This is a genomic window from Streptomyces sp. NPDC058373 (genome assembly GCF_042723275.1).
In the GTDB taxonomy this organism is placed as follows: domain Bacteria; phylum Actinomycetota; class Actinomycetes; order Streptomycetales; family Streptomycetaceae; genus Streptomyces.
On sequence record NZ_JBHXJE010000013.1, the window covers coordinates 97,440 to 121,212 of the forward strand.

The following is a 23,773-nucleotide window of genomic DNA, read 5'->3' on the forward strand; positions in this document are numbered from 1 at the left end:
GGGCAACGGCAAGATGTGCCAGAGTTGCCACGTCCCGCCTGTGAGGACGTACCGTACGGCGCAACAGCCGGGACCAGGCGGGGTGACGGAAGGGGCAGCCGGTTTGACCACGCACGCACCGCAGGCGGCAGCGTCGGTGACGCTGCCCGCCTCACTGGACGAGGCCGTGGCCGCGCTCGCCGCCACGCCCGCCGCCGTCCCCGTCGCCGGCGGCACCGACCTCATGACCTCCGTCAACGCCGGCCAACTGCGCCCCACCGCCCTGGTCGGCCTCAGCCGGGTCCGCGAGATCCGCGGCTGGCAGTACCTCGACGGACACGCCCTGCTCGGCGCCGGACTCACCCACGCCCGCATGGGACGCCCCGACTTCGCCGCCCTCATCCCGGCGCTGGCCGCCGCCGCCAGGGCCGCCGGGCCGCCGCAGATCCGCAACGCCGGGACGCTCGGCGGCAACATCGCCACCGCCGCCCCCTCCGGCGACACCCTGCCCGTCCTCGCCGCCCTGGAGGCCACCCTCGTCGTGGCCTCGCCCGGCGGCGCCCGCCGCGAGGTCGCCGTCTCCCACCTGCTGGCGGGCATGGACATGCTGCGCGGCGGCGAACTCATCGGCTGGGTCCGCGTCCCGCTGCTCCACGCCCCGCAGGTCTTCCTCAAGGCCACCGGCCGCACCGGCCCCGGCCGCGCCACCGCCTCCGTCGCCCTGGTCGTCGACCCGGCCCGGCGCGAGGTGCGGTGCGCCATCGGCGCCATCGCCCCCATGCCGCTGCGGCCCCTGGAGGCGGAGCGCTGGGCCGCCTCCCTCATCGACTGGGACGGCGAGCGGGGCCTGCCGCAGGAGACCCTCACCGCCTTCGGGACGTACGTGGCCACGGCCTGCGTACCGGACCCGGAGCCCCCGGCCGACGGCGGCGAGCCACCGAAGCTGCCTGTCGCCGTACTGCACCTGCGGCGCACCGTCGCCGCGCTGGCCCGACGAGCACTGGGAAGAGCGCTGTCATGACCGACGACGAGCGGCGCGAGGGGACCGGGGCGGCCCCCGGCACCTCCCTGGGCTGGGGCGCCATCCCCCACCAGGGCGGCGAGGAGTACGACGACGGGGCCACCGCCTTCGTCCAGCTCCCCGAGGGCATCGCCGACATCCCCCTCGCCGCCCCCGGCCAGGGGTACGTGCCCCCGATCACCGTCACCCCCGCCAACGGCCCGGCCGACCCGGCCGCCACCGGTGTGTGGACCATCCCCGGCGCCGTCGGGGGCGGCGCCCCCGCGCCCGACCCGTACGCCCAGGTGCCCGGCCAGGGGCCCGACCCGTACGGGACGCTGCCGCCGCAGGGGGCGCCCGAGGCCGCGCCCGGCCAGGTCGTCGCCGACGTCTACCCGGACGGCGCACAGGTCCCCGGTGCCGACGGCTACCCGCAGGCCCCCGCCGACGTCTTCACCGCCACCGACGCCTTCGGCGACACGCAGCCCCTGACCGTCCACCCCGGCCTCGGCGCCGAGGGCCCCCGGCCCAACCTCGGCGACGCCTTCGTCGGTGCCGAGCGCGCCGGGCACCCGCACGACGGCCCGGGCATCCCGGGCCAGCAGCAGGGCCCGGGCTCGCAGGCGCCCGGCCAGGACGCCACCGGGCACTGGGACTTCGGCGCCGCCCTCGGCGAGAGCGCGCCGCCCGCGTCCGGCACCGGGCAGTGGTCGGTGCCGCTCGCCCCGGAGGACGTGCCCGAGGACTCGGGGGAGTACCCGCTCTCGCACGCCGCGCCGCACTCCGGCGGCTGGGCGGGGGCGTCGACGCGCCAGGCCCCGGCCACGCTTCCCGGCGGCGCCCCCGCGCCGTGGGCGAGCGGCCCGGACGCCGCTCGCGCGGAGCCGGAACCCGAGCCGGAGACCGGGGCCGGGCACGTCGCTCCCGAGCCCGCTCAGGAGGCCGCCCCCGAGCCCGCGGAACAGCCCGAAGCGGAAGCCCTCCCGGAACCCGGCCCGGACGCCGAAGTGGTCCCGGAATCGGCGGGCGAGACTGAGGCCGAGTCCGTACCGGAAGCTGAAGCGGAACCCGAGGAGGGGGCTGGCGAGGCCGCGTCCGACGAGTCCGCCGAAGCGGGCCCGGCCGGGCCCGGGTCCGCCTCCGACGCCGACCCCGACCCCGAGGCCGACGTCCTCCACGACGCACGCCCGGTCGTCTCCTACACCCTCAACGTCAACGGCATCGACCGCCCCGTCACCGAGGCGTGGATCGGCGAGTCGCTGCTGCACGTGCTGCGCGAGCGGCTCGGCCTCGCCGGGGCCAAGGACGGCTGCTCGCAGGGCGAGTGCGGAGCCTGCGCGGTCCGCGTCGACGGCCGCGTCGTCGCCTCCTGCCTGGTTCCCGCCGCCACCACCGAGGGCAGCGACATCCACACCGTCGAGGGGCTCGGCGCCGCCGAGGACGGCACCCCCGGCGAACCCTCCGACGTGCAGCGCGCGCTGGCCCGCCGCTGCGCCGTCCAGTGCGGGTTCTGCATCCCCGGCATGGCGATGACCATCCACGACCTGCTGGAGGGCAACCCCCGCCCCACCGACCTGGAGGCCCGCCAGGCCCTCTCCGGCAACCTCTGCCGCTGCTCCGGCTACCGCTCCATCGTCGAGGCCGTCCGCGACGTCGTCGGCGAACGCGAGGCCTCCGCAGAGGCCGCCGCCGCGGCCGACGAGGAGAGCGCCGCCGAGGCCCGGGACGCCGAGGGCGCCCCCGCCGACGAGGAGCGGGCCGAGGTCACCGTCCCGCACCAGGCGGGCCCCGCCGACGGCGAGACCCCCGGCCACCCGTACGGCACCCTCCCCGACGGTTACGCCGGCCTGCCCCAGCCCCCGCCCTCGTACGGCACCGCCCCCGGCCCGTACCCGCCGCACCACGGCCAGGACGGCTACGGCTACGGCGAGCAGGGCCCGCCCGATCCGCACGAACCCGGCCCGCACCAGGGCCACCACCCGGACGGAGGCCAGGCGTGAGCCACGACACCGCCACCGGTATCCCCGCCCAGGCCGACGCCGAGGCCGAGCCGCCGCCGCACGGGCTGGGGGTCTCGCTGCCGCTCGCCGAGGCCCGCGCCAAGACCGAGGGCACCTTCCCCTACGCCGCCGACCTGTGGGCCGAGGGACTGCTCTGGGCGGCCGTGCTGCGCTCCCCGCACGCGCACGCCCGCGTCCTGTCCGTCGACACCCGGCAGGCCGCCCGGATGCCCGGCGTGCACGCCGTCGTCACCCACGAGGACGTTCCCGGCGACAAGCTGCACGGCCGCTACGGCGCCGACCGGCCCGTCTTCGCCTCCGACGTCGTCCGCCACCACGGCGAACCCCTCGCCGCCGTCGCCGCCGACCACCCCGACACGGCCCGGATGGCCGCCGCCGCGATCCTCGTCGAGTACGAGGTGCTGGAGGCGCAGACCGACCCCGAGGAAGCCTTCACCGCCGAACCGCTCCACCCCGACGGCAACGTCGTCCGCCACATCCCGCTCCGCCACGGCGACCAGGAGGCCACCGGCGAGACCGTCGTCGAGGGCGTCTACCGCATCGGTCGCCAGGACCCCGCCCCCGTCGGCGCCGAGGCGGGCCTCGCCGTACCGCGCCCGGACGGCGGCGTCGAGCTGTACGCGGCCTCCACCGACCCGCACGCCGACCGCGACCGGGCCGCCGCCGTCTACGGCCTCGAACCCGAGCGCGTCAAGGTCGTGGTCACCGGCGTCCCCGGCGCCACCGCCGACCGCGAGGACCCCGGCTTCCTGCTGCCGCTCGGACTCCTCGCGATGCGCACCGGCTGCCCGGTCAAGCTGGCCGCCACCCGCGAGGAGTCCTTCCTCGGCCACGCCCACCGCCATCCCACGCTGCTCCGCTACCGCCACCACGCCGACGCCGAGGGCAGGCTGGTCCGCGTCGAGGCGCAGATCCTGATGGACTGCGGCGCCTACACCGACTCGTCCCGCGAGTCGCTGGCCGCCGCCGTCGCCTTCGCCTGCGGCCCGTACGTCGTCCCGCACGCCACCATCGACGGCTGGGCGGTGCGCACCAACAACCCGCCCGCCGGCCACGTCCGCGGCGAGGGCGCCCTCCAGGTCTGCGCGGCGTACGAGGCGCAGATGGACAAGCTCGCCAAGAAGCTGGGCCTGGAACCGGCCGAGGTGCGGCTGCGCAACGTCCTCGCCACCGGGGACGTGCTGCCCACCGGCCAGACCGTGACCTGCCCGGCGCCGGTCGCCGAACTCCTCCAGGCCGTCCAGGACTTCCCGCTGCCCGCGCTCCCCAAGGACACCCCCGAGGAGGAGTGGCTGCTGCCCGGCGGCCCCGAGGGCGCGGGCGAGCCCGGCGCCGTGCGGCGCGGCGTCGGCTACGGCCTGGGCATGGTCCACATGCTCGGGGCCGAGGGCGCCGACGAGGTCTCCACCGCGACCGTCCGCGTCCAGGACGGCCGGGCCACCGTCATCTGCGCCGCCGTCGAGACCGGGCAGGGCTTCACCACGCTGGCCCGGCAGATCGTCCAGGAGACCCTGGGCATCGACGAGGTGGCCGTCGCCCCCGTCGACACCGACCAGCCGCCCGCCGGGCCCTCCTGCCACAGCCGCCACACCTGGGTCTCCGCCGGAGCGGTCGAGCGCGCCGCGAAGATGGTCCGCACCCAGCTGCTCCAGCCGCTGGCCCACCAGTTCGGCATGTCCACCGAACTCCTCCAGATCACCGACGGCAAGATCACCTCCTACGACGGGGTGCTCTCCACCACCGTCACCGAGGCGATGGACGGCAAGGAGCTCTGGGCCACCGCCCAGTGCCGCCCGCACCCCACCGAGCCGCTGGACGGTGCCGGGCAGGGCGACGCCTTCGTCGGCCTCGTCTTCTGCGCGGTGCGCGCCGTCGTCGACGTCGACGTGGAGATCGGCTCGGTCCGCGTGGTCGAGCTGGCCGTCGCCCAGGACGTCGGCCGGGTCCTCAACCCGGCCCAGCTCACCGCCCGTATCGAGGCCGGGCTCACCCAGGGCGTGGGCGCCGCCCTCACCGAGAACCTGCGCGCCCCCCAGGGCGTCCTGCGCCACCCCGACCTCACCGGCTACGCCCTGCCGACCGCCCTGGACGCCCCGGACCTGCGGATCGTCCGCCTGGTCGAGGAGCGCGACGTGGTCGCCCCCTTCGGCGCCAAGGCGGCCAGCGCCGCGCCGGTCGTCACCGCCCCGGCCGCCGTCGCCTCCGCCGTCCGCGCCGCCTCCGGCCGCCCGGTCAACCGCCTGCCGATCCGCCCGCAGGCGGCGGTGGCGCAGCAGAGCTGAGGGCGCGCGGGGGCACGGCCGGGTGCCGGTACGCCCCCGTGCGCGCCCGGCGCCCGTCAGCCCCCGGACATGGCGACGGCCCCGCCACCTTCTCCTGGGGCGGGGCCGGCACCGTGGCGGCTGGGACCGAGACCGTGGCGGGATTCGAACCCGCGTTCCCCGCTTTGCAGACGAGTCCCTGAGCCTCTCGGGCACACGGTCGTGACCGGGGAAGTCTGGGGGATCTCCCCGGCGCACTCACGACGTTAGGGCCGCCGGGACCGGCGCCTCAAGCGATCGGCCGGCCACGCAACGCGACTGCCACACCGCCGACACAACCGGGCGCCGGGCGCTCCCGGGCCCGTACCGCTGTGACCCCCGTCGCATCGCCCGGCACTCCCGGCTCGGCGGACGGGGGAGGGGCCGCGCACGGGTAGGGTGGCCCGGTTGTCGTACGTGGGCCGGGGCGCGACCCGGCCCGAGCCGAGAGCACCGAATCGGAGACCGTGACTACTTCCGCCTCCCATCACCTCTCACCCGCCTTCCCCGGACGGGCCCCCTGGGGCACCGCCGGAAAGCTGCGGGCCTGGCAGCAGGCCGCGATGGACAAGTACGTCCAGGAGCAGCCCCGCGACTTCCTCGCGGTCGCCACCCCGGGCGCCGGGAAGACCACCTTCGCGCTCACCCTGGCCTCGTGGATGCTCCACCACCACGTCGTGCAGCAGGTCACGGTGGTCGCTCCGACCGAGCACCTGAAGAAGCAGTGGGCCGAGGCCGCCGCCCGGATAGGCATCAAGCTGGACCCCGACTACAGCGCCGGGCCGCTCAGCAAGGAGTACCACGGCGTCGCCGTCACCTACGCGGGTGTGGGCGTGCGGCCGATGCTGCACCGCAACCGCTCCGAACAGCGCAAGACCCTCGTCATCCTCGACGAGATCCACCACGCCGGTGACTCGAAGTCGTGGGGCGAGGCCTGCCTGGAGGCGTTCGAGCCGGCCACCCGCCGCCTCGCCCTCACCGGCACCCCGTTCCGCTCCGACACCAACCCCATCCCCTTCGTCACCTACGAGGAGGGGAACGACGGCATCCGCCGCTCCGCCGCCGACTACACGTACGGCTACGGCAGCGCGCTGGGCGACGGCGTCGTCCGCCCCGTGATCTTCCTCAGCTACAGCGGGCAGATGCGGTGGCGCACCAAGGCGGGCGACGAGATCGCGGCCCGGCTCGGCGAGCCGATGACCAAGGACGCCGTCTCGCAGGCCTGGCGCACCGCGCTCGACCCGCGCGGCGACTGGATGCCCAACGTGCTGCGCGCCGCCGACCAGCGGCTCACCGAGGTCCGCAAGGCCATCCCCGACGCCGGGGCCCTGGTCATCGCCAGCGACCAGGACTCGGCGCGCGCCTACGCCAAGCTGATCCGCGAGATCACCGGGTCCAAGGCGACCCTGGTCCTCTCCGACGACACCGGCGCCTCCCAGCGCATCGACGACTTCAGCCGGAGCGAGGACCGGTGGATGGTCGCCGTCCGCATGGTCTCCGAAGGCGTCGACGTGCCGCGCCTGGCGGTCGGTGTCTACGCCACCACCATCTCCACCCCGCTCTTCTTCGCCCAGGCCGTCGGGCGCTTCGTCCGCTCCCGGCGGCGCGGCGAGACCGCCTCGGTCTTCCTGCCGACCGTCCCCAACCTGCTCGGCTTCGCCAACGAGATGGAGGTCGAGCGCGACCACGTCCTCGACAAGCCGAAGAAGGACGGCGAGGACGACCCGTACGCCGAGTCCGAGAAAGAGATGGACGAGGCCAACAAGGAGCAGGACGAGGACACCGGGGAGCAGGAGCAGTTCTCCTTCGAGGCCCTGGAGTCCGAGGCCGTCTTCGACCGGGTCCTCTTCGACGGGGCCGAGTTCGGGATGCAGGCCCACCCCGGGAGCGAGGAGGAGCAGGACTACCTCGGGATCCCCGGGCTCCTCGAACCCGACCAGGTGCAGCTCCTCCTGCAGAAGCGGCAGGCCCGGCAGATCGCGCACAGCCGGAAGAAGCCGGACAGCGAGGCGGATCTGCTCGAACTCCCCGCGGAGCGGCGGCCCGTCGTCTCCCACAAGGAGTTGCTGGAGCTTCGCAAGCAGCTCAACACCCTGGTCGGGGCGTATGTCCACCAGACCGGGAAGCCGCACGGGGTCATCCACAACGAGTTGCGGCGGGCCTGTGGGGGGCCGCCCAGCGCGGAGGCCACTGCTGGGCAGATTCGGCAGCGGATCGACAAGGTGCGGGAGTGGGCTACGCGGGGCTGACCTTGCCCCCCGGCTGGGGTCGGCCCCTGGCTGGGGCTGGCTTTTCGGCTCGGCCCTGGCGGGCGTTGCGGTGGGGTGGCCTCAAGCGCCGGCCGGGCTGTTTTCGGCTGGGCTGCGTTTGGCGGTGGCGGTCACTGATGGCCTCAAGCGCCGGCCGGGCTGGTTGTGCCTGGCTCGGCCTCAGGCGTCGGGGGATTCGGGTTGAGGGCCCGGTCGTACCGGTGAGATTAACGGTTCGCCGCGCGTCTGCCCGTATGCCAGACTCCTCGCGATGACGCGACGAACGGACACCCCGGCCGCCTGGGACGAACGTACCCAGCTCACCACCTTCCTCGACTACGCCCGTGCCACGGCGCACGCCAAGTGCGAAGGCGTCTCCGCGGAGGACGCGGTGAAGGCGCCGCTTCCCGGCTCGCCCCTGATGACGCTCAGCGGGCTGATCAACCACCTGCGGTGGGTCGAGCACTACTGGGTGGAGGAGGTCTTCCTCGGCCAGGAGCCGTCGGGACCGCTGGTCCACGCGACCGAGGAGGACCCCGACCCCGAGATGCGGACGGCGGTGGACACCCCGCTGCCGCAGCTGCTCGCCGAGTACGAGGAGCAGAGCGCCCGGTACCGGCGGATCGTCGCCGGCCTCGGCCTCGACGCGACCGCGAAGCGGCCCATCCGCGACGGCCGCCACGTCGACCTGCGGTGGGTCCTGCTCCATCTCGTCGAGGAGACCTCGCGGCACAACGGGCACCTGGACGTGGTGCGGGAGCTGGTGGACGGGCGCACCGGGGCCTGAGACACGTCAGGGGTGCAGGACGATCTTTCCCACGTGCCCCCGGCGGGAGAGCTCCTCCTGCGCCCGGGTGGCCTCCTCCAAGGGGTATGCGGCTGCGATGACCGGCTGGATCTCGGCCCGGCGGGCCAGCTCCATGAGCAGGCCGAAGTGGGCGGGCGTGTGCATCGCGGAGCCGATCACCTGCGCGTTGTGCAGGTAGAGGCGGCGTACGTCGAAGGTGATGCCGTATCCGCCCAGAGCCCCGGCGACGACCCAGCGGCCCCCCTCGCGCAGGAGCGGCAGCCCCTCGCTCAGCAGGTCGCCGGCGACCACGTCGAGGGCGACGTCGACGCCCTCCGGGGCGGCAGCGCGGAGCTGCTCGGGGAGGTCGCCCGCCCGGTCGACGACCTCGTGGGCGCCCGCTTCCCGTACCGCGTCGGTCTTGGAGCCGCTGCTGATGGCGACCACCCGCGCCCCGCGCGCCCGGGCGATCTGCACCAGGGCGAGGCCGACGCCGCCGGAGGCGCCCGAGACCAGGGCGGTCTCCCCCTTCCGCAGGCGGCCTCGCTCGATCATGCCCAGCGCCGTGCCGTACGCGGTCGGCAACGCGGCGAGCTGGTCGTCGGTGAGCGGGGACTCCGTCACGTCGTGGGCGCGTTCCACCGGCGCCGTCACGTACTCGGCGTACCCGCCGTCGCGCTCGCTCCCCATCAGGCCCACCGGGTTGGCGTCCGGCCCGTCGGCGTCGTAGATCGCAGGGTCGACGACCACGCGGCGTCCGACCAGGCCCTCCTCGACGCCGGCCCCGACCGCCGCGATCCGGCCGGCGACGTCGGCCCCCTGGATGCGGGGGAAGTCGAGCGGGCCGCGCCAGCCCGACCGCGTCTCGGGGGAGCCCGGGCGGCCGTAGGCGCCCTCCCGGGTCCACAGGTCGGTGTTGTTCAGCGCTACCGCGCCGACCTTGACCAGCACCTCTCCCGCTCGCGGCACGGGAACGGCTACCTCCGTCCGCTCCAGGACCTCCGGTCCTCCGTGTCCGGTGATGCGCACTGCTCGCATGGTCCGGGTGACACCCATGGCGTGAACCTCCTCGCAGGTATACTGATCGGTGAACGCCATCCACCGTACACCGACCAGTGAAGAGGTGCCCCGTGCCGGAAGCGCGGCCCATGACACCGGCAGGCCGCCGCATCCTGGCCGCCGCCGAGGAACTGTTCTACGAGCGCGGCATCACCGCGGTCGGCGTGGACCTGATCGCGGAGCACTCAGGCGTCACCAAGCGGACCCTGTACAACCAGTTCGGGTCGAAGGACCACCTCCTGGCGGCCTACCTCACCGCACGCGACCAGCGCTGGCGCTCCCTCGTCCGGGCCGCCGTCGAGGCGGCCGGAGACGACCCTGTCGCCGCCGTCACCGCCCCCTTCGACGCGCTGCGGAGCTGGCTCGGGGCCAGCGCCCGCGGCTGCGCCTTCATCAACGCGCTGGCCGAACTCCCGGACCCCTCGCACCCCGCGCACCGCATCGCCGCGGACCAGAAGCGCTGGCTGCTGCACCTCTTCGAGGAACTCGCCGCCGCCGCGGACCGCGCCCACCCGGCCACCCTCGCCACCCAGCTCCTCGTGCTCCACGAGGGCGCCGTCGCCCTGCGGCCCCTCTCACTCGGCACCCTCGCGGTCAGCGCCGACCTGGCGCGCGCCCTGGTGGAGGCGGACATCCGCTAGGGGATGCCCTCAAGTCCCGCACGGCGCCCATGGGGCCCGGCACGCCGCACAGGACTTCGAAGACGCCCCCTGGCGGGGCGCCCGCCCGAACGGGCACCCTCCGCCGCTGCCGTGCGGGACACCGAGGGCAAACCGGGGCGCACCCCCCGGTGATCGCCCGGATTCTGGACGGACCCTTCCGCTGAGCGGGACCGCTCGCTACATTCCCGGCAACGTACACGCCCCGTGGCAGCGTCGCCGCGGAGCGCAGCCGGTGCCATGCGCTCGGCGGCCTCTGACGCGCGTCGCCGCTGGGACCGGCGCCGCCGCTCACCCAGGATGCCGCCGCACCCTCACCACTGCCGCACCCTCACCACTAAGGAGTGGGCGTCGTGACCGCGGAGACTTCTCAGACGCTCGACCGGGGACTCAGAGTCCTCAAGCTGCTCGCCGACACCGACCACGGCCTGACCGTGACCGAGCTGTCCAACAAGCTCGGGGTCAACCGCACGGTGGTCTACCGCCTGCTGGCCACCCTCGAACAACACGCCCTGGTCCGCCGCGACTTGGGTGGACGGGCCCGGGTCGGGCTCGGGGTGCTGCGGCTCGGCCGCCAGGTGCATCCGCTGGTGCGTGAGGCGGCGCTGCCCGCCCTGCGGTCGCTGGCCGAGGACATCGGGGCGACCGCCCACCTGACGCTGGTCGACGGCGCCGAGGCGCTGGCGGTCGCCGTGGTCGAGCCGACCTGGACCGACTACCACGTCGCCTACCGCACCGGCTTCCGGCACGCCCTCGACCGGGGCGCGGCGGGCCGGGCCATACTCGCCGTCCGCCAGAACGCCCTGCCCGACCCCGGATACACCCTGACACAGGGCGAGTTGGAGGCCGGGGCGTGCGGCGCCGCCGCCCCTCTCATCGGGCTGACCGGGATAGAGGGCAGCGTCGGCGTGGTCATGCTCTCCGACGCCGTACCCGAGCGGGTCGGCCCGCGCGTGGTGGACGCCGCGCGGGAGGTCGCGGACGCGTTGCGCTGAGGCGCGGGCGGCCGTGGGCGTGGACGCGCAGGCGACGGCGGTAGGGGGTGCCCGGTGGTGCCCCTGCCCGCCCCCGCGCGGGGGCGGATAGATTGGGGCGCGTGTTCTCCAAGCTCGCCGCACTTCCGCGCCCCCGTGCCCTCGCGATCTGCGCCGCGCCCGTGGTGGCGCTGCTGGCCGTGACCGCCCTCGCGCCGCTGCCGTTCGCCGTGGCCCAGCCGGGGATGACCGCCGACGTGCTCGGCGCCCGCGACGGGGCCGAGGTCGTCACGATCAAGGGCGAGCAGGTCCGCAAGACCTCCGGTGAGCTGCGGATGACGACGATCGAGGCGACCGGGCCGCAGACGCCGGTGCGGATCGGGCAGGTGGTCGACGGCTGGTTCCGCTCCGACCAGGCGGTGATGCCGGTGGACGCGGTCTACCCGAGCGGGGACACCCCGAAGGAGATCCAGCAGTACAACCGGGAGCAGATGGTCGAGTCGCAGAACGTCGCCGTCGAGGCGGCGCTGAAGCAGCTCGGTCTGGAGCCGGGCAGTGTCGACGTGAAGCTGGAGCTCGCCGACGTGGGCGGGCCCAGCGCCGGACTGCTCTTCTCGCTCGGCATCATCGACAAGCTGGACGGCGACGGCAGCGGTGGCGACCTGACCGGGGGCCGGAGCATCGCGGGCACCGGCACCATCACCGCCGACGGGAAGGTCGGCGCGGTCGGCGGGGTGTCGCTGAAGACCCGCGCCGCCGACCGGGACGGCGCGACCGTCTTCCTCGTCCCGAAGGCCGAGTGCGGGGACGCGCGGGCGGAGCTGCCCTCGGGCATGCGGCTGATCCCGGTCACCACCTTGGACGGCGCCGTCGACTCGCTGCTGGCGCTGGAGCACGGGGGCAAGGTCCCCTCCTGCTGACGCCGTCGCGCTGACGGCGAGCACTCAGCGGCCGCCACGCCCACGAAGTGGAGCATGGGAAGGACTTTCCCGTCCCTGCGGCCATCGCCCCAGGCCGGGCGCCGCCCCGGCGCACTGTCGGAGGCGGCGACTACTGTCGCGCCCGTGACCGACCACGACGCCCTCACCGCCACCCGCGACGCCTACGACGCCGTCGCCCCCGCTTACGCCGAGCTGTTCCGCGACACCCTGCGGAACAGCCCCTTGGACCGCGCGATGCTGGCGGCCTTCGCCGAGGCGGTGCGCGCGGGCGGGGACGGGCCGGTCGCGGACCTGGGCTGTGGGCCCGGCCATGTCACCGCTCACCTCGCGGAGTCGGGGCTGACCGCGTCCGGAGTCGACGCCTCTCCCGCGATGATCGAGCTGGCCCGCGCCGCTTACCCGGCGCTGCGGTTCGACGTGGGCTCGATGGCCGCACTGGAGATCGCCGACGGCGCGCTGGGCGGCATCCTCTCGCGGTGGTCCGTCATCCACACGCCACCGTCCGAACTCCCGGCCGTACTCGCCGAGTTCCAGCGCGTACTGACGTCCGGCGGCCACCTCCTGCTCGGGTTCTGGGGAAGCGAGGACGCCTTTCACCCGACGCAGGTCTTCGACCACGCGGTCGCACCCGCCTACCGCTGGTGGCCTGACCATCTCGCGGCGATGCTGCGGGAACGCGGGCTGGACGAGGTGGCCCGGATGGTGCGCGAGCCGCAGCCCGCCGACCGGCGCCAGTTCCAGGAGATCCATCTGCTCGTCCGGAAGGGCTAGGTGTAGGGGGCGCTGACCCGCCGCCGGCCGATCCGGTCGATCAGCGGGCCGCCGAAGAGGGCGGAGGTGACGACCGGCAGCGTCGCGCAGAGGGCGACGACCCCGGCCCGGGTGGCCGAGCCGGTGGTCTGGAGGGCGAACCGGGGGGCGCCGATCAGGGTGCGGGCGTTGCCGGTGAGAAGACGGTGTTGGCGGCGAGGGTGAGGGCGAGGGGGCGGCGGTCGCGTGGGGGCGTGGGGGCGTCGGCGGTCACCGCAGGGCCGGGCGGGCGGTTGGGGGCATCGCGAGGCGCAGGCCGACGGTGACCAGGGCCCAGCCGAGGCGGGCGCGCGGGGAGGCGTGCGCGTCACAGGGGGCCGGTTCCGGGGCCGGGCCGGCGGGGAGCGCGCGTACGGCCTGGGCGTGGAGGAGGAGGTGGACGTCCGGGTGCGGGGTCATGACTGGGCCTCCGGGGGATCCGGGTGTTCCGCGCGGCCGGTGGACGCGCGGGGGAAGGCGTGCAGGTGGACGCGGTAGGCCGTGGCGTCAGCGGCATCCGCGTTCTGTGCGGCGTAGGAGCGGAAGGACTCCAGCAACTCCTGTGTACGGCTGCGGAGTTCCTCGGCCTGCGCCGGGGTCAGGGAGAAGGTGAAGTCGCTCAGGTCGTATGCCTCCTGCCACGTGGCAGGCCACTCGTGGCGGGTGCCGATCCAGGTCGACACTTCCTCGGTGTGGTTGTCGGCGATCTCGTGCAGGAGGGTGTCCATGGCGCCCCGCTGGACCGGGTCGGCGAGGTCGAGGTTGCCGGGGACCATGCGGATGCCCTCCACGGTCGACCGCCACCACCGCTCCCGGCCCCTGCCGAGTTCGGGCGCGTCCTCCACGAAGCCGTAGGTGGCGAGCTGACGCAGGTGGTAGCTGGTGGCCCCGCTCGATTCGTGGAGCAGCGCGGCGAGTTGGGAGGCGGTCGCGGGGCCGCCCGCCCGGAGCGCCCGGAAGATCTTCAGCCGGAGCGGGTGGGCGATGCCACGCAGGGAGCGAGGGTCGAGAGTGCGGACCTGGTGGGCCGGGGCGGCGGGGGGAGGGGGTCCGTCGTCGGGCTCTTCGGCGGAGGGAGGAGGCATGCCGGCAACGTAAGGTTGCAAAGACTGCTTTGCAAGCGATTCTTTGCACGGAACCCTTTGCAAGGGAACCTTTGCAAGTGGACGGGCGCATTCCCGCGAGTGCGCCGCCCGCCTCAGCCCTTGACGAACCCCTCCGAGAGCATCCACTCCAGCGCCACCGTGTGCGGGTCCTGCCCCTCGACCGCCACCTTGGAGTTCAGTTCCTGGGCGATGGCGTTGTCGAGCTTGGCCGTGACGGGGGCCAGCACCTCGGGGATGGCCGGGTACTTCTTCAGGGCCGCGGTGTTGATCTCGGGGGCGACGTTGTAGTTGGGGAAGAACTTCTTGTCGTCGTCCAGGACCGTCAGGTCCAGCGCTTTGATGCGGCCGTCGGTGGTGTACACCTCGCCGAAGGTGCAGGAACGCCCGCTGGACAGCTCGGTGTAGACGATGCCGCCGTCCATCTTGCGGATGTTGGAGGCGGGAATGTTCATCCCGTACTTCTTCTGCATGCCCGGCAGCCCGTCCTGGCGCGAGGCGAACTCGCTCTCCACGCAGAGCGTCACCGCGCCCGGGTCCCGCTTCGCCAACTCGGCGACCTGGGAGAGGTTCTTGATGCCGTACTTCTTCTCCGTCGCCGGGTTCACCGCCAGCGCGTACGTGTTGTTGAGGCGGGCCGGGGCCAGCCAGGTGATGCCGTTGGCCCGGTCCGCGTCGCGGACCGCCACCCACTGCTCGTGCGGGTCGACGATCGGCTCACTGTTGCCGAGGTAGGTGATCCAGGAGGTGCCGGTGTACTCGTACATGGCGTCCGCGTCGCCCGACCTGACCGCCTCGCGGGCGCCGATCGACCCCTGGATGCCGGTGCGGTCCAGGACCGAGGCGCCGGCCGCCTGGAAGGCGATGCCCATGATGGCGCCGAGGACCAGCTGCTCGGTGAACTCCTTCGAGGTGACGGTGAGCTGCGCCCCCTCCAGCGGGCGCCCCTTGCCGACGATGCCGGGCTGGACGTTGTCCACCATCGGGCTGCCGCTCTTCAGGCCGCACCCGGCCAGCAGCGTTCCGCAGAGCAGCAGCGCCGCCGCGGCCCGCCCCCGTACCGCGCGTCCCCGGATCACGTGCCCACCTCCAGGCCGCGCGGACGCAGCAGCAGTTCGGCCAGCGAGGCCAGCCAGTCGACGAGCAGGGCCAGCGCCACGGTCAGGAGCGAGCCGAGGACCAGGACCGGCATGCGCTGGTTGGTGATGCCGGTGGTGATGAGGTCGCCGAGGCCGCCGCCCCCGCCGAAGGTCGCCAGGGTGGCCGTGCCGACGTTGAGGACCAGCGCCGTGCGCACCCCGGCCAGGATCAGCGGGACGGCGAGCGGCAGTTCGACCTTGAGCAGGACGCCGCGCGGGGACATGCCGATGCCGCGCGCCGCCTCCAGCAGCGTCGGGTCGTTGGCCTTCAGGCCCGCCACCGTGTTGGAGAGGACCGGCAGCACGGCGTAGATGATGATGCCGAACAGGGCCGGGCGCTCGCCGATGCCCAGCCAGATGACGAAGAGGGCCAGCAGACCGATGGCCGGGGTGGCCTGGCCGATGTTGGCGAGGGCGGTGGCGATCGGCGCGGTCCGGCGCAGGCGCGGGCGGGTCAGCAGGATGCCCAGCGGGATCGCGATGATCAGCACGAAGAAGGTCGAGATGACGGTGAGCTGGATGTGCTGGCGCAGCCGCAGCCAGACGTTGCCGCCGCCCAGCGCGTTCTCGGAGATGGCGTCCAGGTCGGCGCCCTGGAACCACAGCCAGGTCGCGAGCAGCACCAGCAGCAGGAAGACCGGCAGGAAGGTCAGCTTCTGCCAGCTCACCCGGCGGGCCGGCTTCCTCGGGGCGGGAGGCCCGGGGGCGGGCCGGTCGTCGTGGTCGGCCTCGCCGACGTCGCGGTAGACGTGGCCGTGCGTCTCGTGCGTACCCGGTTCGCGGGGCGCGGGACCGCTCATGCGCCCGCCTCCCCGCCGCCCGCCCCCGGCTCCCCGCGCTCCTGCCCGGCGCGCTGGTCGGCCAGCTCCTGCTGGTGCTCCATCGCGTCGAGCCGGTCCTCCTCCAGCATCTCGTGGACCGAGTTCATCAGGGTCGCCATGTCGACCACCCCGGTGTACTCGCCGCGCCGCCCGGTCACCGCGACCCGGCCCGCGTTGTCGGTGAGGACCGCCTCCAGGGCGTCCCGCAGCGTCGCGTCCCGGGTCACCGTGTCGTGCACCAGCGTGCCCGCCGCCGCCAGCGACCCCTTGGCGCGCATCAGGTCGCCGCGCCTGAGCCACTTGTACGGGCGGCCCCGCCGGTCCAGCATCAGCAGCTCGTTGGTACGGCCCGAGCGCAGCGACTCGAAAATGTTCTGCAGCGGATCGTCCACGCCCACCGTCGGCCAGTCGCGGATCTCCACGTCGCGGACCCGGGTCAGGTTGAGCCGCTTCAGGGCCGCGCCCGCGCCGACGAAACCGGAGACGAAGTCGTCCGCCGGGTTGGTGAGGATCGCCTCCGGCGTGTCGAACTGGGCGATCTGGGAGCGGTCGCGGAGCACCACGATCCGGTCGCCGATCTTGATCGCCTCGTCGAAGTCGTGGGTGACGAAGACGATCGTCTTGTGCAGCTCGTGCTGGAGCCGGATCAGCTCGTCCTGGAGGTGGTCCCGGGTGATCGGGTCGACCGCGCCGAACGGCTCGTCCATCAGCAGCACGGGCGGATCGGCGGCCAGCGCCCGCGCCACCCCGACCCGCTGCTGCTGGCCGCCGGAGAGCTGGCGCGGATAGCGGCCCCGGAACTCGGCGGCGTCCAGCCCCACCAGGTCGAGCATCTCCTCGACGCGCGCCTTGGTCCGGCCCTTCGGCCAGCCGATCATCCTCGGCACCAGGGCGATGTTCTGCGCCACCGTCATGTGTGGGAACAGCCCCGAGGACTGGATGGCGTACCCGATCTTGCGGCGGAGCTTGACCGGGTCCATGTCGGTGACGTCCTCGCCGCCGATCCGGATGCGGCCGCTGGTCGGCTCGATCAGCCGGTTGATCATCTTCAGCAGGGTCGTCTTGCCGCCGCCCGACGGGCCGACGAAGACCACCGTCTCGCCCGCCTTGATCTCCAGGCTCACGTCGTCCACTGCCGGGACGGACGTGCCCGGGTACCGCTTGGTCAGGTGCTCCAGCTCGATCGAGGCACCCGAGGCCGCCCCGCCGCCGGGCGCCGCCTCGGCGAGCGTCGCGCCCGCCGGGGCCGAGCCGGGGGAGTCGGGGGAGTCGGGCGGTGCGGGCGACTCAGGCACGGATACCCCTCGGAATCGTCAGGCGGCCGATGAGCACGTACGCCGCGTCGAACAGCAGGGCCAGCACGATCACGGCGAGCGTCCCCGCCAGGACCTGGTTCAGCGCGTTGGCGCTGCCCAGGGAGGAGATACCGCGGAAGATCTCGTTGCCCAGGCCCGGGCCCGAGGCGAAGGCGGCGATGGCCGCGATCCCCATCAGCATCTGCGTGGAGACCCGGATACCGGTGAGGATCGGCGGCCACGCCAGCGGAAGCTCCACCCGCAGCAGCCGCGCCCACCGCGACATCCCGATCCCCGTCGCCGCGTCCACCAGCGTCGCGTCGACCCCGCGCAGCCCCACGATCGCGTTCCGCACGATCGGCAGCAGCCCGTACAGCGTCAGCGCGATCACCGTCGGCGCCACCCCGAACCCCACCAGCGGGATCAGCAGACCGATCATGGCCAGCGACGGGATGGTCAGGATGGACGAGGTGGTCAGCGTCGCCAGGTTCCCCGCCCACCCGCTGCGGTACGTGACGACGCCGATCAGCACGCCGATCACGGTGGCCACCACCATGCACTGGAAGACGGCGCTGGCGTGCTGATAGGCGTCGGCGAGCAACTGCTGATGGCGGTTGCCGAGGTACTCCCAGAGATTCACCAGGCGCCTCTCTTCTTGGAGCTTCGCTCGCCGCCGGGGCGCCCCTTTGGCTCCCGGAGCTCCTGGGGCGCTGCGCGCCCGGTCGGCTGTGTGCGGGGTGCCTGTGGGGAGGCGGCCCCGCGCGGTGGTCGCGGGCGGGTCGGCCGAGGGTCTCGGCTTCGCCTTCGGGTCGGTGTCGCGGGGCCGCCTCGTGGTCGCGCTCAGATCTCCCGGGCCGCCTGCTCCACCAACGGGATGACGCGCAGCGGCACCGGGTTCTCCATCACGATCGCCGTGGCGGCCCGGACGATGCCATCAAAACCCACAACCCGGTCGATCACCCGCTGGAGGTCGCCGTTCGAGCGGGCCACCAGGCGGCACAGCATGTCGCCCTCACCGGTGATCGTGTGCAGCTCCAGCACCTCCGGGACCTGCGCCAAGTGCGCCCGCACGTCCGGGCCCTGGCCCTGGCGGATCTCCAGCGTCGCGAAGGCCGTCACGCGGTACCCGAGGGCCGCGGGATCGACGTCCGGGCCGAAACCGCGGATGACTCCGTTCGACTGAAGGCGGTCCATCCGCGACTGCACCGTGCCGCGCGCCACTCCCAGCCTGCGCGACGCCTCCAGCACCCCGATCCTCGGCTCCCGCGCCAGCAGCACGATCAGCCGGCCGTCCAGCTCGTCAATGCCCATCAGGCCACCCTCCCCACTCCCAGATGGTCATCCTGTACAGATGAGCCGCCCATACTGGCGGGTCACCGGGCACCTTGCCCAGTACTTTCGCGAACTATTGCGCACCTTGCGGAACGGGGTGAAGCTGCGGCCATGGCAGCGACATCGACGAACCCCCAGGCCCCCCAGTCCTCCCCCCACACCGCGCGCGAGGCCGACCCGTTCCCCGTCAAGGGAATGGACGCCGTGGTCTTCGCGGTCGGCAACGCCAAGCAGGCCGCCCACTACTACTCCTCCGCCTTCGGGATGAAGCTCGTCGCCTACTCCGGACCGGAGAACGGCAGCCGCGAGACCGCCTCCTACGTCCTGGAGAACGGCTCGGCCCGGTTCGTCCTCACCTCCGTCATCAAGGCGAGCACCGAGCGCGGCGCCTTCCTGGAGAGCCACGTCGCCGCCCACGGTGACGGCGTCGTGGACCTCGCCATCGAGGTGCCCGACGCCCGCGCCGCCTACGACTACGCCGTGGCCCACGGCGCCACCGGCCTGGAGGAGCCGCACGAGGTCAAGGACGAGCACGGCACCGTCGTCCTCGCCGCCATCGCCACCTACGGCAAGACCCGCCACACCCTGGTCGAGCGCTCCGGCTACGACGGCCCGTACCTGCCCGGCTACGTCGCCGCCGAGCCGATCGTCGCCCCGCCCGCCAAGCGCACCTTCCAGGCCATCGACCACTGCGTGGGCAACGTCGAACTCGGCCGGATGAACGAGTGGGTGGCCTTCTACAACAAGGTCATGGGCTTCACCAACATGAAGGAGTTCGTCGGGGACGACATCGCCACCGAGTACTCCGCCCTCATGTCGAAGGTGGTCGCCGACGGCACGCTCAAGGTCAAGTTCCCGATCAACGAGCCGGCCGTCGCCAAGAAGAAGTCGCAGATCGACGAGTACCTGGAGTTCTACGGCGGCGCGGGCGTCCAGCACATCGCGCTGGCCACCAACGACATCGTGCGGACCGTGCGCACCATGCGCGAGGCCGGTGTCCAGTTCCTCAACACCCCCGACTCGTACTACGACACCCTCGGCGAGTGGGCCGGTGAGACCCGGGTGCCGGTCGAGACCCTGCGCGAGCTGAAGATCCTCGTCGACCGCGACGAGGACGGCTACCTGCTCCAGATCTTCACCAAGCCGGTCCAGGACAAGCCGACCGTCTTCTTCGAACTCATCGAGCGGCACGGCTCGATGGGTTTCGGCAAGGGCAACTTCAAGGCGCTCTTCGAGGCGATCGAGCGCGAGCAGGAGCGGCGCGGGAACCTCTGAGCCGCACCACACGACGGCCCGCCTCCCCACCCGCGCCTCCCCTCGCGGGCCCGGGAGGCGGGCCGTCGGCGCGCCCGCCTCCCGGACGGGTCCCGCCTGCGCCGCCTGGCCGTCCTCAGGCGGGCGGCGGCCCCCAGGCCGGCTCGCCCAGCGCCGCCAGTTCGCGGCGGGCCCGTTCGGCGTGGAGCGGCGAGAACTCCGGGGCGATCCGCAGGGCCCGCTCCAACTGCCGCCTGGCCGCGCCTCGTTCGCCCAGCGCCAGATGGGCCATGCCCAGGTGGTACGCGGGCAGCGCCGTGTTCGGGCCGTCCTTCACCGCCGCCCGCAGCCGGGGCAGCGCCTCCCGCGACCGCCCGGCCCGGTGCAGCGCCCACCCCAGCGCGTCGGAGGCCGCCGGGCCCGGATGGCGGCGGTGCTCGGCGGTCAGCAGCCGCACCGCCTCCGCCGGGTCGCCGTGGTCGGCCTCCAGCCGTCCGAGCAGCGGCTCCTGCCGTACGCCGTCCCGCGCCAGGGCCGCCACCTGGTCCCGGGCCAGCGAGAAGTGGTCGGCCGCCTCGCCGGAGCGGCCCAGCGCCAGCAGCAGCTCGCCGGACTCCACGGCGTAACCGGGGTGCGGGGCGAGCGCGCGGGCCCGCGCCCAGGCGGCCAGCGCCTCCTCGGTGCGGCCCAGCCCGGCCAGCGCCCGGGCCCGCCCGGCCGCTGCCGGATGGTGCGCGGGCTCGGCCCGCAGCGCCGCCTCGTGGCGGGTGAGCGCGGTCTCGGCCTCGCCGCGTTCCCAGGCCAGGTCACCGGCGCGGCGCAGCGCCCCGGCGCGTTCGGCGGGGGTCGCCGCGCGCGCCGCCGCGTCGTACACGGTCGCCTCGGCGTCCTCCCGCCAGCCGCGCTCCCGGTGCGCCCCGGCCGCCGCGAGCGCCGCCACCGGCGTCGGCCGCAGCTCCTGGAGCCGCTCCAGCGCCTTGTCCGCCGCCTTCGCGTTCCCCGCCCCCCGGTACGCGTCGAGGAGCACCAGGTACGTCGTCCAGCGCCCCGGCGACCGGTCCCGGGCCGCCTCGCCCCAGCGGGCCGCGCCCGCCCAGTCCTGCCGGGCGCCCGCGAGCACCGCCAGCCCGGTCAGCGCCCGTACGTCGGCGGGGCCGTCCCCGGCCAAGGCCTGCTGGAGGGCGCGTTCGGCCTCGGTGTGCGCGCCGGGGGCGCCGGAGCGCGCGGCGCGTTCGGCGAGGGCGGCGCCGAGCACCGCCCAGGCGTCGCGGTCGGCCGGATCGCGGCGCACCCGCGCCTCCCGCTCGCCGATCAGCGCGGCCAGGTCGCCCAGGGCGGCGGGGCGCCCCGCCGCGGCGGCGGCCAGCGCCCGGCCTGCCGGGGTGAGCGGCGCGACGGCGGCCCGGTCGCGGGCGAGGCGGTCGACGGCGACGACCCCGCCGCCCGCCAGCAGCAGACCCACGCCGACGGCGGCCAGGAGGCGCAGGCCCCGGCGCCGGGGGCGGCGCGCAGGGGGCGGCGGGGGAGCACCGGGGCCGCCCGGTGGCTGGCGCGGGCGGGGGGTCCGTACCGCCCCGGGCAGCGGCGTGCGGCGGTCCGTACGCAGCCCCGTGCCGGGCCGCCCTGTCTCCCTGTCCATGCCGCACACTGTGCGCCAGTACGACGATCCCATCGACGCGGAGAGCCGCTGGTCGCCGACGGGTTCACACCAATGGCCGCCGGTGCCACCCTGTGCCCATGCCTGAGCCGCAGATGCCCGCGCCCCCCACCGCAGAGCCGCCCGCGCCCACCGGCCCCACCGCGCTCCTCGCACGGCTCCGCGAGGGCCTGCCCGACGAAGCCGTCCTCACCGACCCCGACGTCACCGCCGCCTACGCCCACGACATGGCGAGCTTCTGCGACGCCGGCAAGCCCGCCGCCGTCGTGCTGCCCCGCACCACCGAACAGGTGCAGCACGTCATGCGGACCGCCACCGCCTTCCGGGTCCCCGTCGTCCCGCAGGGCGCCCGGACCGGCCTCTCCGGCGCCGCCAACGCCAGCGACGGGTGCCTCGTGCTCTCCCTCGTCAAGATGGACCGCATCCTGGAGATCGACCCCGTCAACCGCATCGCCGTCACCGAACCCGGCGTCGTCAACGCCGTCCTCTCCCGCGCCGTCGAGGAACACGGCCTCAGCTACCCGCCCGACCCGTCCTCCTGGGAGACGTGCACCATCGGCGGGAACATCGGCACCGCCTCCGGCGGGCTGTGCTGCGTCAAGTACGGGGTCACCGCCGAGTACGTCCTCGGCCTCGACGTGGTCCTCGCCGACGGCCGCCTGCTCACCACCGGCCGCCGCACCGCCAAGGGCGTCGCCGGGTACGACCTCACCCGGCTCTTCGTCGGCTCAGAGGGCAGCCTCGGCGTCGTCGTCAAGGCCGTCCTCGCGCTCAAGCCCCGCCCGCCCCGGCAGCTCGCGCTGGCCGCGGAGTTCCCCTCGGCCGCCGCCGCGGGCGACGCCGTCTGCCGGATCATGGCCGAGGGGCACACCCCGTCCCTGCTCGAACTGATGGATCGCACCACCGTCCGCGCCGTCAACGCGATGGCCCGCATGGGACTCCCGGAGACCACCGAGGCGCTCCTCCTCGCCGCCTTCGACACGCCCGACCCGGCCGCCGACCTCGCCGCCGTCGGCGCCCTCTGCGAAGCCGCCGGAGCCACCGGCACCGTCCCCGCCGACACCGAGGCCGAGTCCGAACTCCTGCTCGCCGCACGCCGGATGTCGCTCACCGCGCTGGAGGCGGTCAAGGGCACCACCATGATCGACGACGTCTGCGTGCCCCGCTCCCGCCTCGCCGAACTCCTCGAAGGCGTCGAAGAGATCGCCGCCCGGTACGACCTGACCATCGGCGTCTGCGCCCACGCCGGCGACGGCAACACCCACCCCACCGTCTGCTTCGACGCCACCGACGCCGACGAGGCCCGCCGCGCCCGCGAGTCCTTCGACGAGATCATGGCGCTCGGCCTGGAACTCGGCGGCACCATCACCGGCGAACACGGCGTCGGCGTCCTGAAGAAGGAGTGGCTCGCCCGCGAACTCGGGCCCACCGGCGTCGAGATCCAGCGCTCGGTCAAGGCCGCCCTCGACCCGCTCGGCCTGCTCAACCCCGGCAAGCTGTTCTGACCCCCACCCTCATTTATGGCCCTGACCCCTGACCACTGACCCGGCCGAACCGCCGGTCCGTCAACCCGGCGCGCGGCACCGCCCGCGGCCGCCGGAGGGGCCGCCGCGCCGGACACCGGCGCCCGTCACGCCGTACGGGAGCCGGTGCCCGGCCCGGCGGCTCGCCTCCCCGCGGGGCGGCGGCCGGCCCGGGGCCGGGCTCACTCACCGTCCGCCCCCGGCGCCTCCTCCGACCAAGGGTCCCCGCGCCACAGGTCGTCGGCCGGAGTGGGCTCCAGCAGCCGGGCCAGGCCCTCGTCCATCTCCAGCCGCTCGTGCTCCGTGCCCGGCGGGACCAGGGCGAGGGTGCGGTCCAGCCACGCCGACATCGCGGCCGACGGCGCCTGGAGCAGCGCGTCGCCGTCCGGCGAACTCAGCGCCATCAGCAGCACGCTGCGCCCCTCCGCCTTCGACGGCCAGATCCGCACGTCCCCGTGGCCGCACGGGCGGAACACCCCCTCCACCAGCAGTTCGCGGGCGAACGTCCAGTGCACCGGGTTCTGCGAACCCAGGTGGAAGGTGACACTCACCGCGAACGGATCGGCCGCCGCGTACACAAGCCGGGCCGGGACGGCGATGCTCCGCTCGGGCGAAAGGACCAGCCGCAGTTCCAGCTCACGTTCCACAACGGTGTTCATCTCGGTGCGCTCCTCAGCTCTCCCACAAGTCCGTCCCCCGGGGACCGGACGTCCTGCCGTCCCGCCTGCCCCGGCAGGGCGGCGGGACGGCCCGTCACCAGGCGAGAGCGCGCCGGATGCCGGGCATTACGCGACTTCGGCGGAATTTTTTTCCGCCGAAGTCGCGCCCGTCCGCGAAGCCCCCTCCGTACCGTGCCCGGCGTCGCCCGTGAGCGGGCCGGTCCGCCCACAC

The 23,773-nt window shown here is 74.3% G+C and carries 21 protein-coding genes, 1 tRNA gene and 1 pseudogene; 11 read left to right on the top strand and 12 right to left on the bottom strand.

Annotated elements, in window-relative coordinates:
• The first annotated feature begins 103 nt into the window (after positions 1-103).
• From ACFWMZ_RS11245 to ACFWMZ_RS11255, 3 genes are read left to right on the top strand one after another with little or no spacing between them, the layout of a single operon-like run.
• A complete protein-coding gene (locus tag ACFWMZ_RS11245) occupies positions 104-1,000 on the top strand; it encodes an FAD binding domain-containing protein (RefSeq protein ID WP_383200916.1) in 897 nt (298 codons plus the stop codon).
• The gene (locus ACFWMZ_RS11250; protein ID WP_383200919.1) at positions 997-2,979 is read left to right on the top strand and encodes a 2Fe-2S iron-sulfur cluster-binding protein; all 1,983 of its coding nucleotides are present in this window, start codon (positions 997-999) and stop codon (positions 2,977-2,979) included. The genes ACFWMZ_RS11245 and ACFWMZ_RS11250 overlap by 4 nt, the downstream gene beginning before the upstream one ends.
• The gene (locus ACFWMZ_RS11255; protein WP_383173447.1) at positions 2,976-5,282 is read left to right on the top strand and encodes a xanthine dehydrogenase family protein molybdopterin-binding subunit; all 2,307 of its coding nucleotides are present in this window, start codon (positions 2,976-2,978) and stop codon (positions 5,280-5,282) included. The genes ACFWMZ_RS11250 and ACFWMZ_RS11255 overlap by 4 nt, the downstream gene beginning before the upstream one ends.
• Before the next feature lie 129 nt (positions 5,283-5,411).
• On the opposite strand, the gene ACFWMZ_RS11260 is transcribed toward ACFWMZ_RS11255, so the two are convergent.
• A tRNA-Cys gene (locus ACFWMZ_RS11260) sits at positions 5,412-5,483 on the bottom strand.
• A 284-nt stretch (positions 5,484-5,767) separates the two neighbouring features.
• Between ACFWMZ_RS11260 and ACFWMZ_RS11265 the strand changes: the two genes are divergently transcribed.
• Positions 5,768-7,549 carry a DEAD/DEAH box helicase gene (locus ACFWMZ_RS11265; protein ID WP_383200922.1) on the top strand — a complete coding sequence of 594 codons (1,782 nt, stop codon included), beginning with the start codon at positions 5,768-5,770 and terminating at the stop codon, positions 7,547-7,549.
• 271 nt (positions 7,550-7,820) lie between these two features.
• Entirely contained in the window at positions 7,821-8,336 is a 516-nt protein-coding gene (locus ACFWMZ_RS11270) for a DinB family protein (protein WP_383200924.1), read from the top strand.
• A 6-nt stretch (positions 8,337-8,342) separates the two neighbouring features.
• Here the strand turns inward: ACFWMZ_RS11270 and ACFWMZ_RS11275 are convergent, their stop codons facing one another.
• Positions 8,343-9,392 carry a zinc-binding dehydrogenase gene (locus ACFWMZ_RS11275; protein ID WP_383173435.1) on the bottom strand — a complete coding sequence of 350 codons (1,050 nt, stop codon included), beginning with the start codon at positions 9,390-9,392 and terminating at the stop codon, positions 8,343-8,345.
• 92 nt (positions 9,393-9,484) lie between these two features.
• On the opposite strand from ACFWMZ_RS11275, the gene ACFWMZ_RS11280 reads away from it, so the two are divergent.
• The 4 genes from ACFWMZ_RS11280 (at position 9,485) to ACFWMZ_RS11295 (ending at position 12,740) form a co-directional block, all read left to right on the top strand.
• The gene (locus tag ACFWMZ_RS11280) at positions 9,485-10,036 is read left to right on the top strand and encodes a TetR/AcrR family transcriptional regulator (protein ID WP_383173430.1); all 552 of its coding nucleotides are present in this window, start codon (positions 9,485-9,487) and stop codon (positions 10,034-10,036) included.
• A 371-nt stretch (positions 10,037-10,407) separates the two neighbouring features.
• Positions 10,408-11,049, top strand: a complete 642-nt coding sequence (locus ACFWMZ_RS11285) for an IclR family transcriptional regulator (protein ID WP_383173427.1) — start codon at positions 10,408-10,410, stop codon at positions 11,047-11,049.
• 101 nt (positions 11,050-11,150) lie between these two features.
• Entirely contained in the window at positions 11,151-11,948 is a 798-nt protein-coding gene (locus ACFWMZ_RS11290) for a S16 family serine protease (RefSeq protein WP_383200926.1), read from the top strand.
• A gap of 144 nt (positions 11,949-12,092) precedes the next feature.
• A complete protein-coding gene (locus ACFWMZ_RS11295; RefSeq protein ID WP_383200929.1) occupies positions 12,093-12,740 on the top strand; it encodes a class I SAM-dependent methyltransferase in 648 nt (215 codons plus the stop codon).
• An 11-nt stretch (positions 12,741-12,751) separates the two neighbouring features.
• Here ACFWMZ_RS11295 and ACFWMZ_RS11300 read toward each other — a convergent pair.
• From ACFWMZ_RS11300 to ACFWMZ_RS11335, 8 genes and pseudogenes are all read right to left on the bottom strand, one after another.
• A pseudogene (locus ACFWMZ_RS11300) lies at positions 12,752-12,993 on the bottom strand (MFS transporter); the annotation flags it as partial.
• A complete protein-coding gene (locus ACFWMZ_RS11305) occupies positions 12,990-13,178 on the bottom strand; it encodes a hypothetical protein (protein WP_383173419.1) in 189 nt (62 codons plus the stop codon). The pseudogene ACFWMZ_RS11300 and the gene ACFWMZ_RS11305, both read right to left, overlap by 4 nt.
• Positions 13,175-13,843, bottom strand: a complete 669-nt coding sequence (locus ACFWMZ_RS11310; RefSeq protein ID WP_383200932.1) for an ArsR/SmtB family transcription factor — start codon at positions 13,841-13,843, stop codon at positions 13,175-13,177. The genes ACFWMZ_RS11305 and ACFWMZ_RS11310 overlap by 4 nt, the downstream gene beginning before the upstream one ends.
• 113 nt (positions 13,844-13,956) lie before the next feature.
• Positions 13,957-14,940, bottom strand: coding sequence for a glycine betaine ABC transporter substrate-binding protein (locus ACFWMZ_RS11315; protein WP_383200935.1), 984 nt, complete (start codon positions 14,938-14,940; stop codon positions 13,957-13,959).
• On the bottom strand, positions 14,937-15,800 hold the full coding sequence (locus ACFWMZ_RS11320; protein ID WP_383200937.1) for an ABC transporter permease: 864 nt from the start codon (positions 15,798-15,800) through the stop codon (positions 14,937-14,939). The genes ACFWMZ_RS11315 and ACFWMZ_RS11320 overlap by 4 nt, the downstream gene beginning before the upstream one ends.
• A complete protein-coding gene (locus ACFWMZ_RS11325; RefSeq protein ID WP_383200940.1) occupies positions 15,797-17,116 on the bottom strand; it encodes a betaine/proline/choline family ABC transporter ATP-binding protein in 1,320 nt (439 codons plus the stop codon). Before ACFWMZ_RS11325 ends, ACFWMZ_RS11320 begins: the two co-directional genes overlap by 4 nt.
• Complete coding sequence (locus tag ACFWMZ_RS11330; protein WP_383200943.1) at positions 17,109-17,756, bottom strand: ABC transporter permease; 648 nt, start codon at positions 17,754-17,756, stop codon at positions 17,109-17,111. The genes ACFWMZ_RS11325 and ACFWMZ_RS11330 overlap by 8 nt, the downstream gene beginning before the upstream one ends.
• A 200-nt stretch (positions 17,757-17,956) precedes the next feature.
• Positions 17,957-18,427 (bottom strand): Lrp/AsnC family transcriptional regulator, encoded by a 471-nt coding sequence (locus ACFWMZ_RS11335; protein WP_383173403.1) that lies wholly within the window; start codon positions 18,425-18,427, stop codon positions 17,957-17,959.
• A 132-nt stretch (positions 18,428-18,559) separates the two neighbouring features.
• Between ACFWMZ_RS11335 and hppD the strand changes: the two genes are divergently transcribed.
• Positions 18,560-19,723 carry a 4-hydroxyphenylpyruvate dioxygenase gene (gene hppD, locus ACFWMZ_RS11340; protein ID WP_383173401.1) on the top strand — a complete coding sequence of 388 codons (1,164 nt, stop codon included), beginning with the start codon at positions 18,560-18,562 and terminating at the stop codon, positions 19,721-19,723.
• Positions 19,724-19,838: 115 nt separating this feature from the next.
• On the opposite strand, the gene ACFWMZ_RS11345 is transcribed toward hppD, so the two are convergent.
• On the bottom strand, positions 19,839-21,341 hold the full coding sequence (locus ACFWMZ_RS11345) for a tetratricopeptide repeat protein (protein WP_383200946.1): 1,503 nt from the start codon (positions 21,339-21,341) through the stop codon (positions 19,839-19,841).
• Positions 21,342-21,454: 113 nt separating this feature from the next.
• On the opposite strand from ACFWMZ_RS11345, the gene ACFWMZ_RS11350 reads away from it, so the two are divergent.
• The gene (locus ACFWMZ_RS11350; protein ID WP_383173642.1) at positions 21,455-22,864 is read left to right on the top strand and encodes an FAD-binding oxidoreductase; all 1,410 of its coding nucleotides are present in this window, start codon (positions 21,455-21,457) and stop codon (positions 22,862-22,864) included.
• Positions 22,865-23,064: 200 nt separating this feature from the next.
• Here ACFWMZ_RS11350 and ACFWMZ_RS11355 read toward each other — a convergent pair whose 3' ends face one another.
• Positions 23,065-23,541: an SsgA family sporulation/cell division regulator gene (locus ACFWMZ_RS11355; RefSeq protein ID WP_383173397.1), complete on the bottom strand. Its 477-nt coding sequence runs from the start codon at positions 23,539-23,541 to the stop codon at positions 23,065-23,067.
• Between the last annotated feature and the right edge of the window lie 232 nt (positions 23,542-23,773).

What these genes read in the sequence shown, in the direction of transcription:
- ACFWMZ_RS11250 (WP_383200919.1), top strand. Translation starts at nt 997, where the DNA reads ATGACCGACGACGAGCGGCGCGAGGGGACCGGGGCGGCCCCCGGCACC.
- ACFWMZ_RS11270 (WP_383200924.1), top strand. Translation starts at nt 7,821, where the DNA reads ATGACGCGACGAACGGACACCCCGGCCGCCTGGGACGAACGTACCCAG.
- ACFWMZ_RS11275 (WP_383173435.1), bottom strand. Translation starts at nt 9,392, where the DNA reads ATGGGTGTCACCCGGACCATGCGAGCAGTGCGCATCACCGGACACGGA.
- ACFWMZ_RS11280 (WP_383173430.1), top strand. Translation starts at nt 9,485, where the DNA reads ATGACACCGGCAGGCCGCCGCATCCTGGCCGCCGCCGAGGAACTGTTC.
- ACFWMZ_RS11305 (WP_383173419.1), bottom strand. Translation starts at nt 13,178, where the DNA reads ATGACCCCGCACCCGGACGTCCACCTCCTCCTCCACGCCCAGGCCGTA.
- ACFWMZ_RS11310 (WP_383200932.1), bottom strand. Translation starts at nt 13,843, where the DNA reads ATGCCTCCTCCCTCCGCCGAAGAGCCCGACGACGGACCCCCTCCCCCC.
- ACFWMZ_RS11320 (WP_383200937.1), bottom strand. Translation starts at nt 15,800, where the DNA reads ATGAGCGGTCCCGCGCCCCGCGAACCGGGTACGCACGAGACGCACGGC.
- ACFWMZ_RS11335 (WP_383173403.1), bottom strand. Translation starts at nt 18,427, where the DNA reads ATGGGCATTGACGAGCTGGACGGCCGGCTGATCGTGCTGCTGGCGCGG.
- hppD (WP_383173401.1), top strand. Translation starts at nt 18,560, where the DNA reads ATGGCAGCGACATCGACGAACCCCCAGGCCCCCCAGTCCTCCCCCCAC.
- ACFWMZ_RS11345 (WP_383200946.1), bottom strand. Translation starts at nt 21,341, where the DNA reads ATGGACAGGGAGACAGGGCGGCCCGGCACGGGGCTGCGTACGGACCGC.
- ACFWMZ_RS11350 (WP_383173642.1), top strand. Translation starts at nt 21,455, where the DNA reads ATGCCCGCGCCCCCCACCGCAGAGCCGCCCGCGCCCACCGGCCCCACC.
- ACFWMZ_RS11355 (WP_383173397.1), bottom strand. Translation starts at nt 23,541, where the DNA reads ATGAACACCGTTGTGGAACGTGAGCTGGAACTGCGGCTGGTCCTTTCG.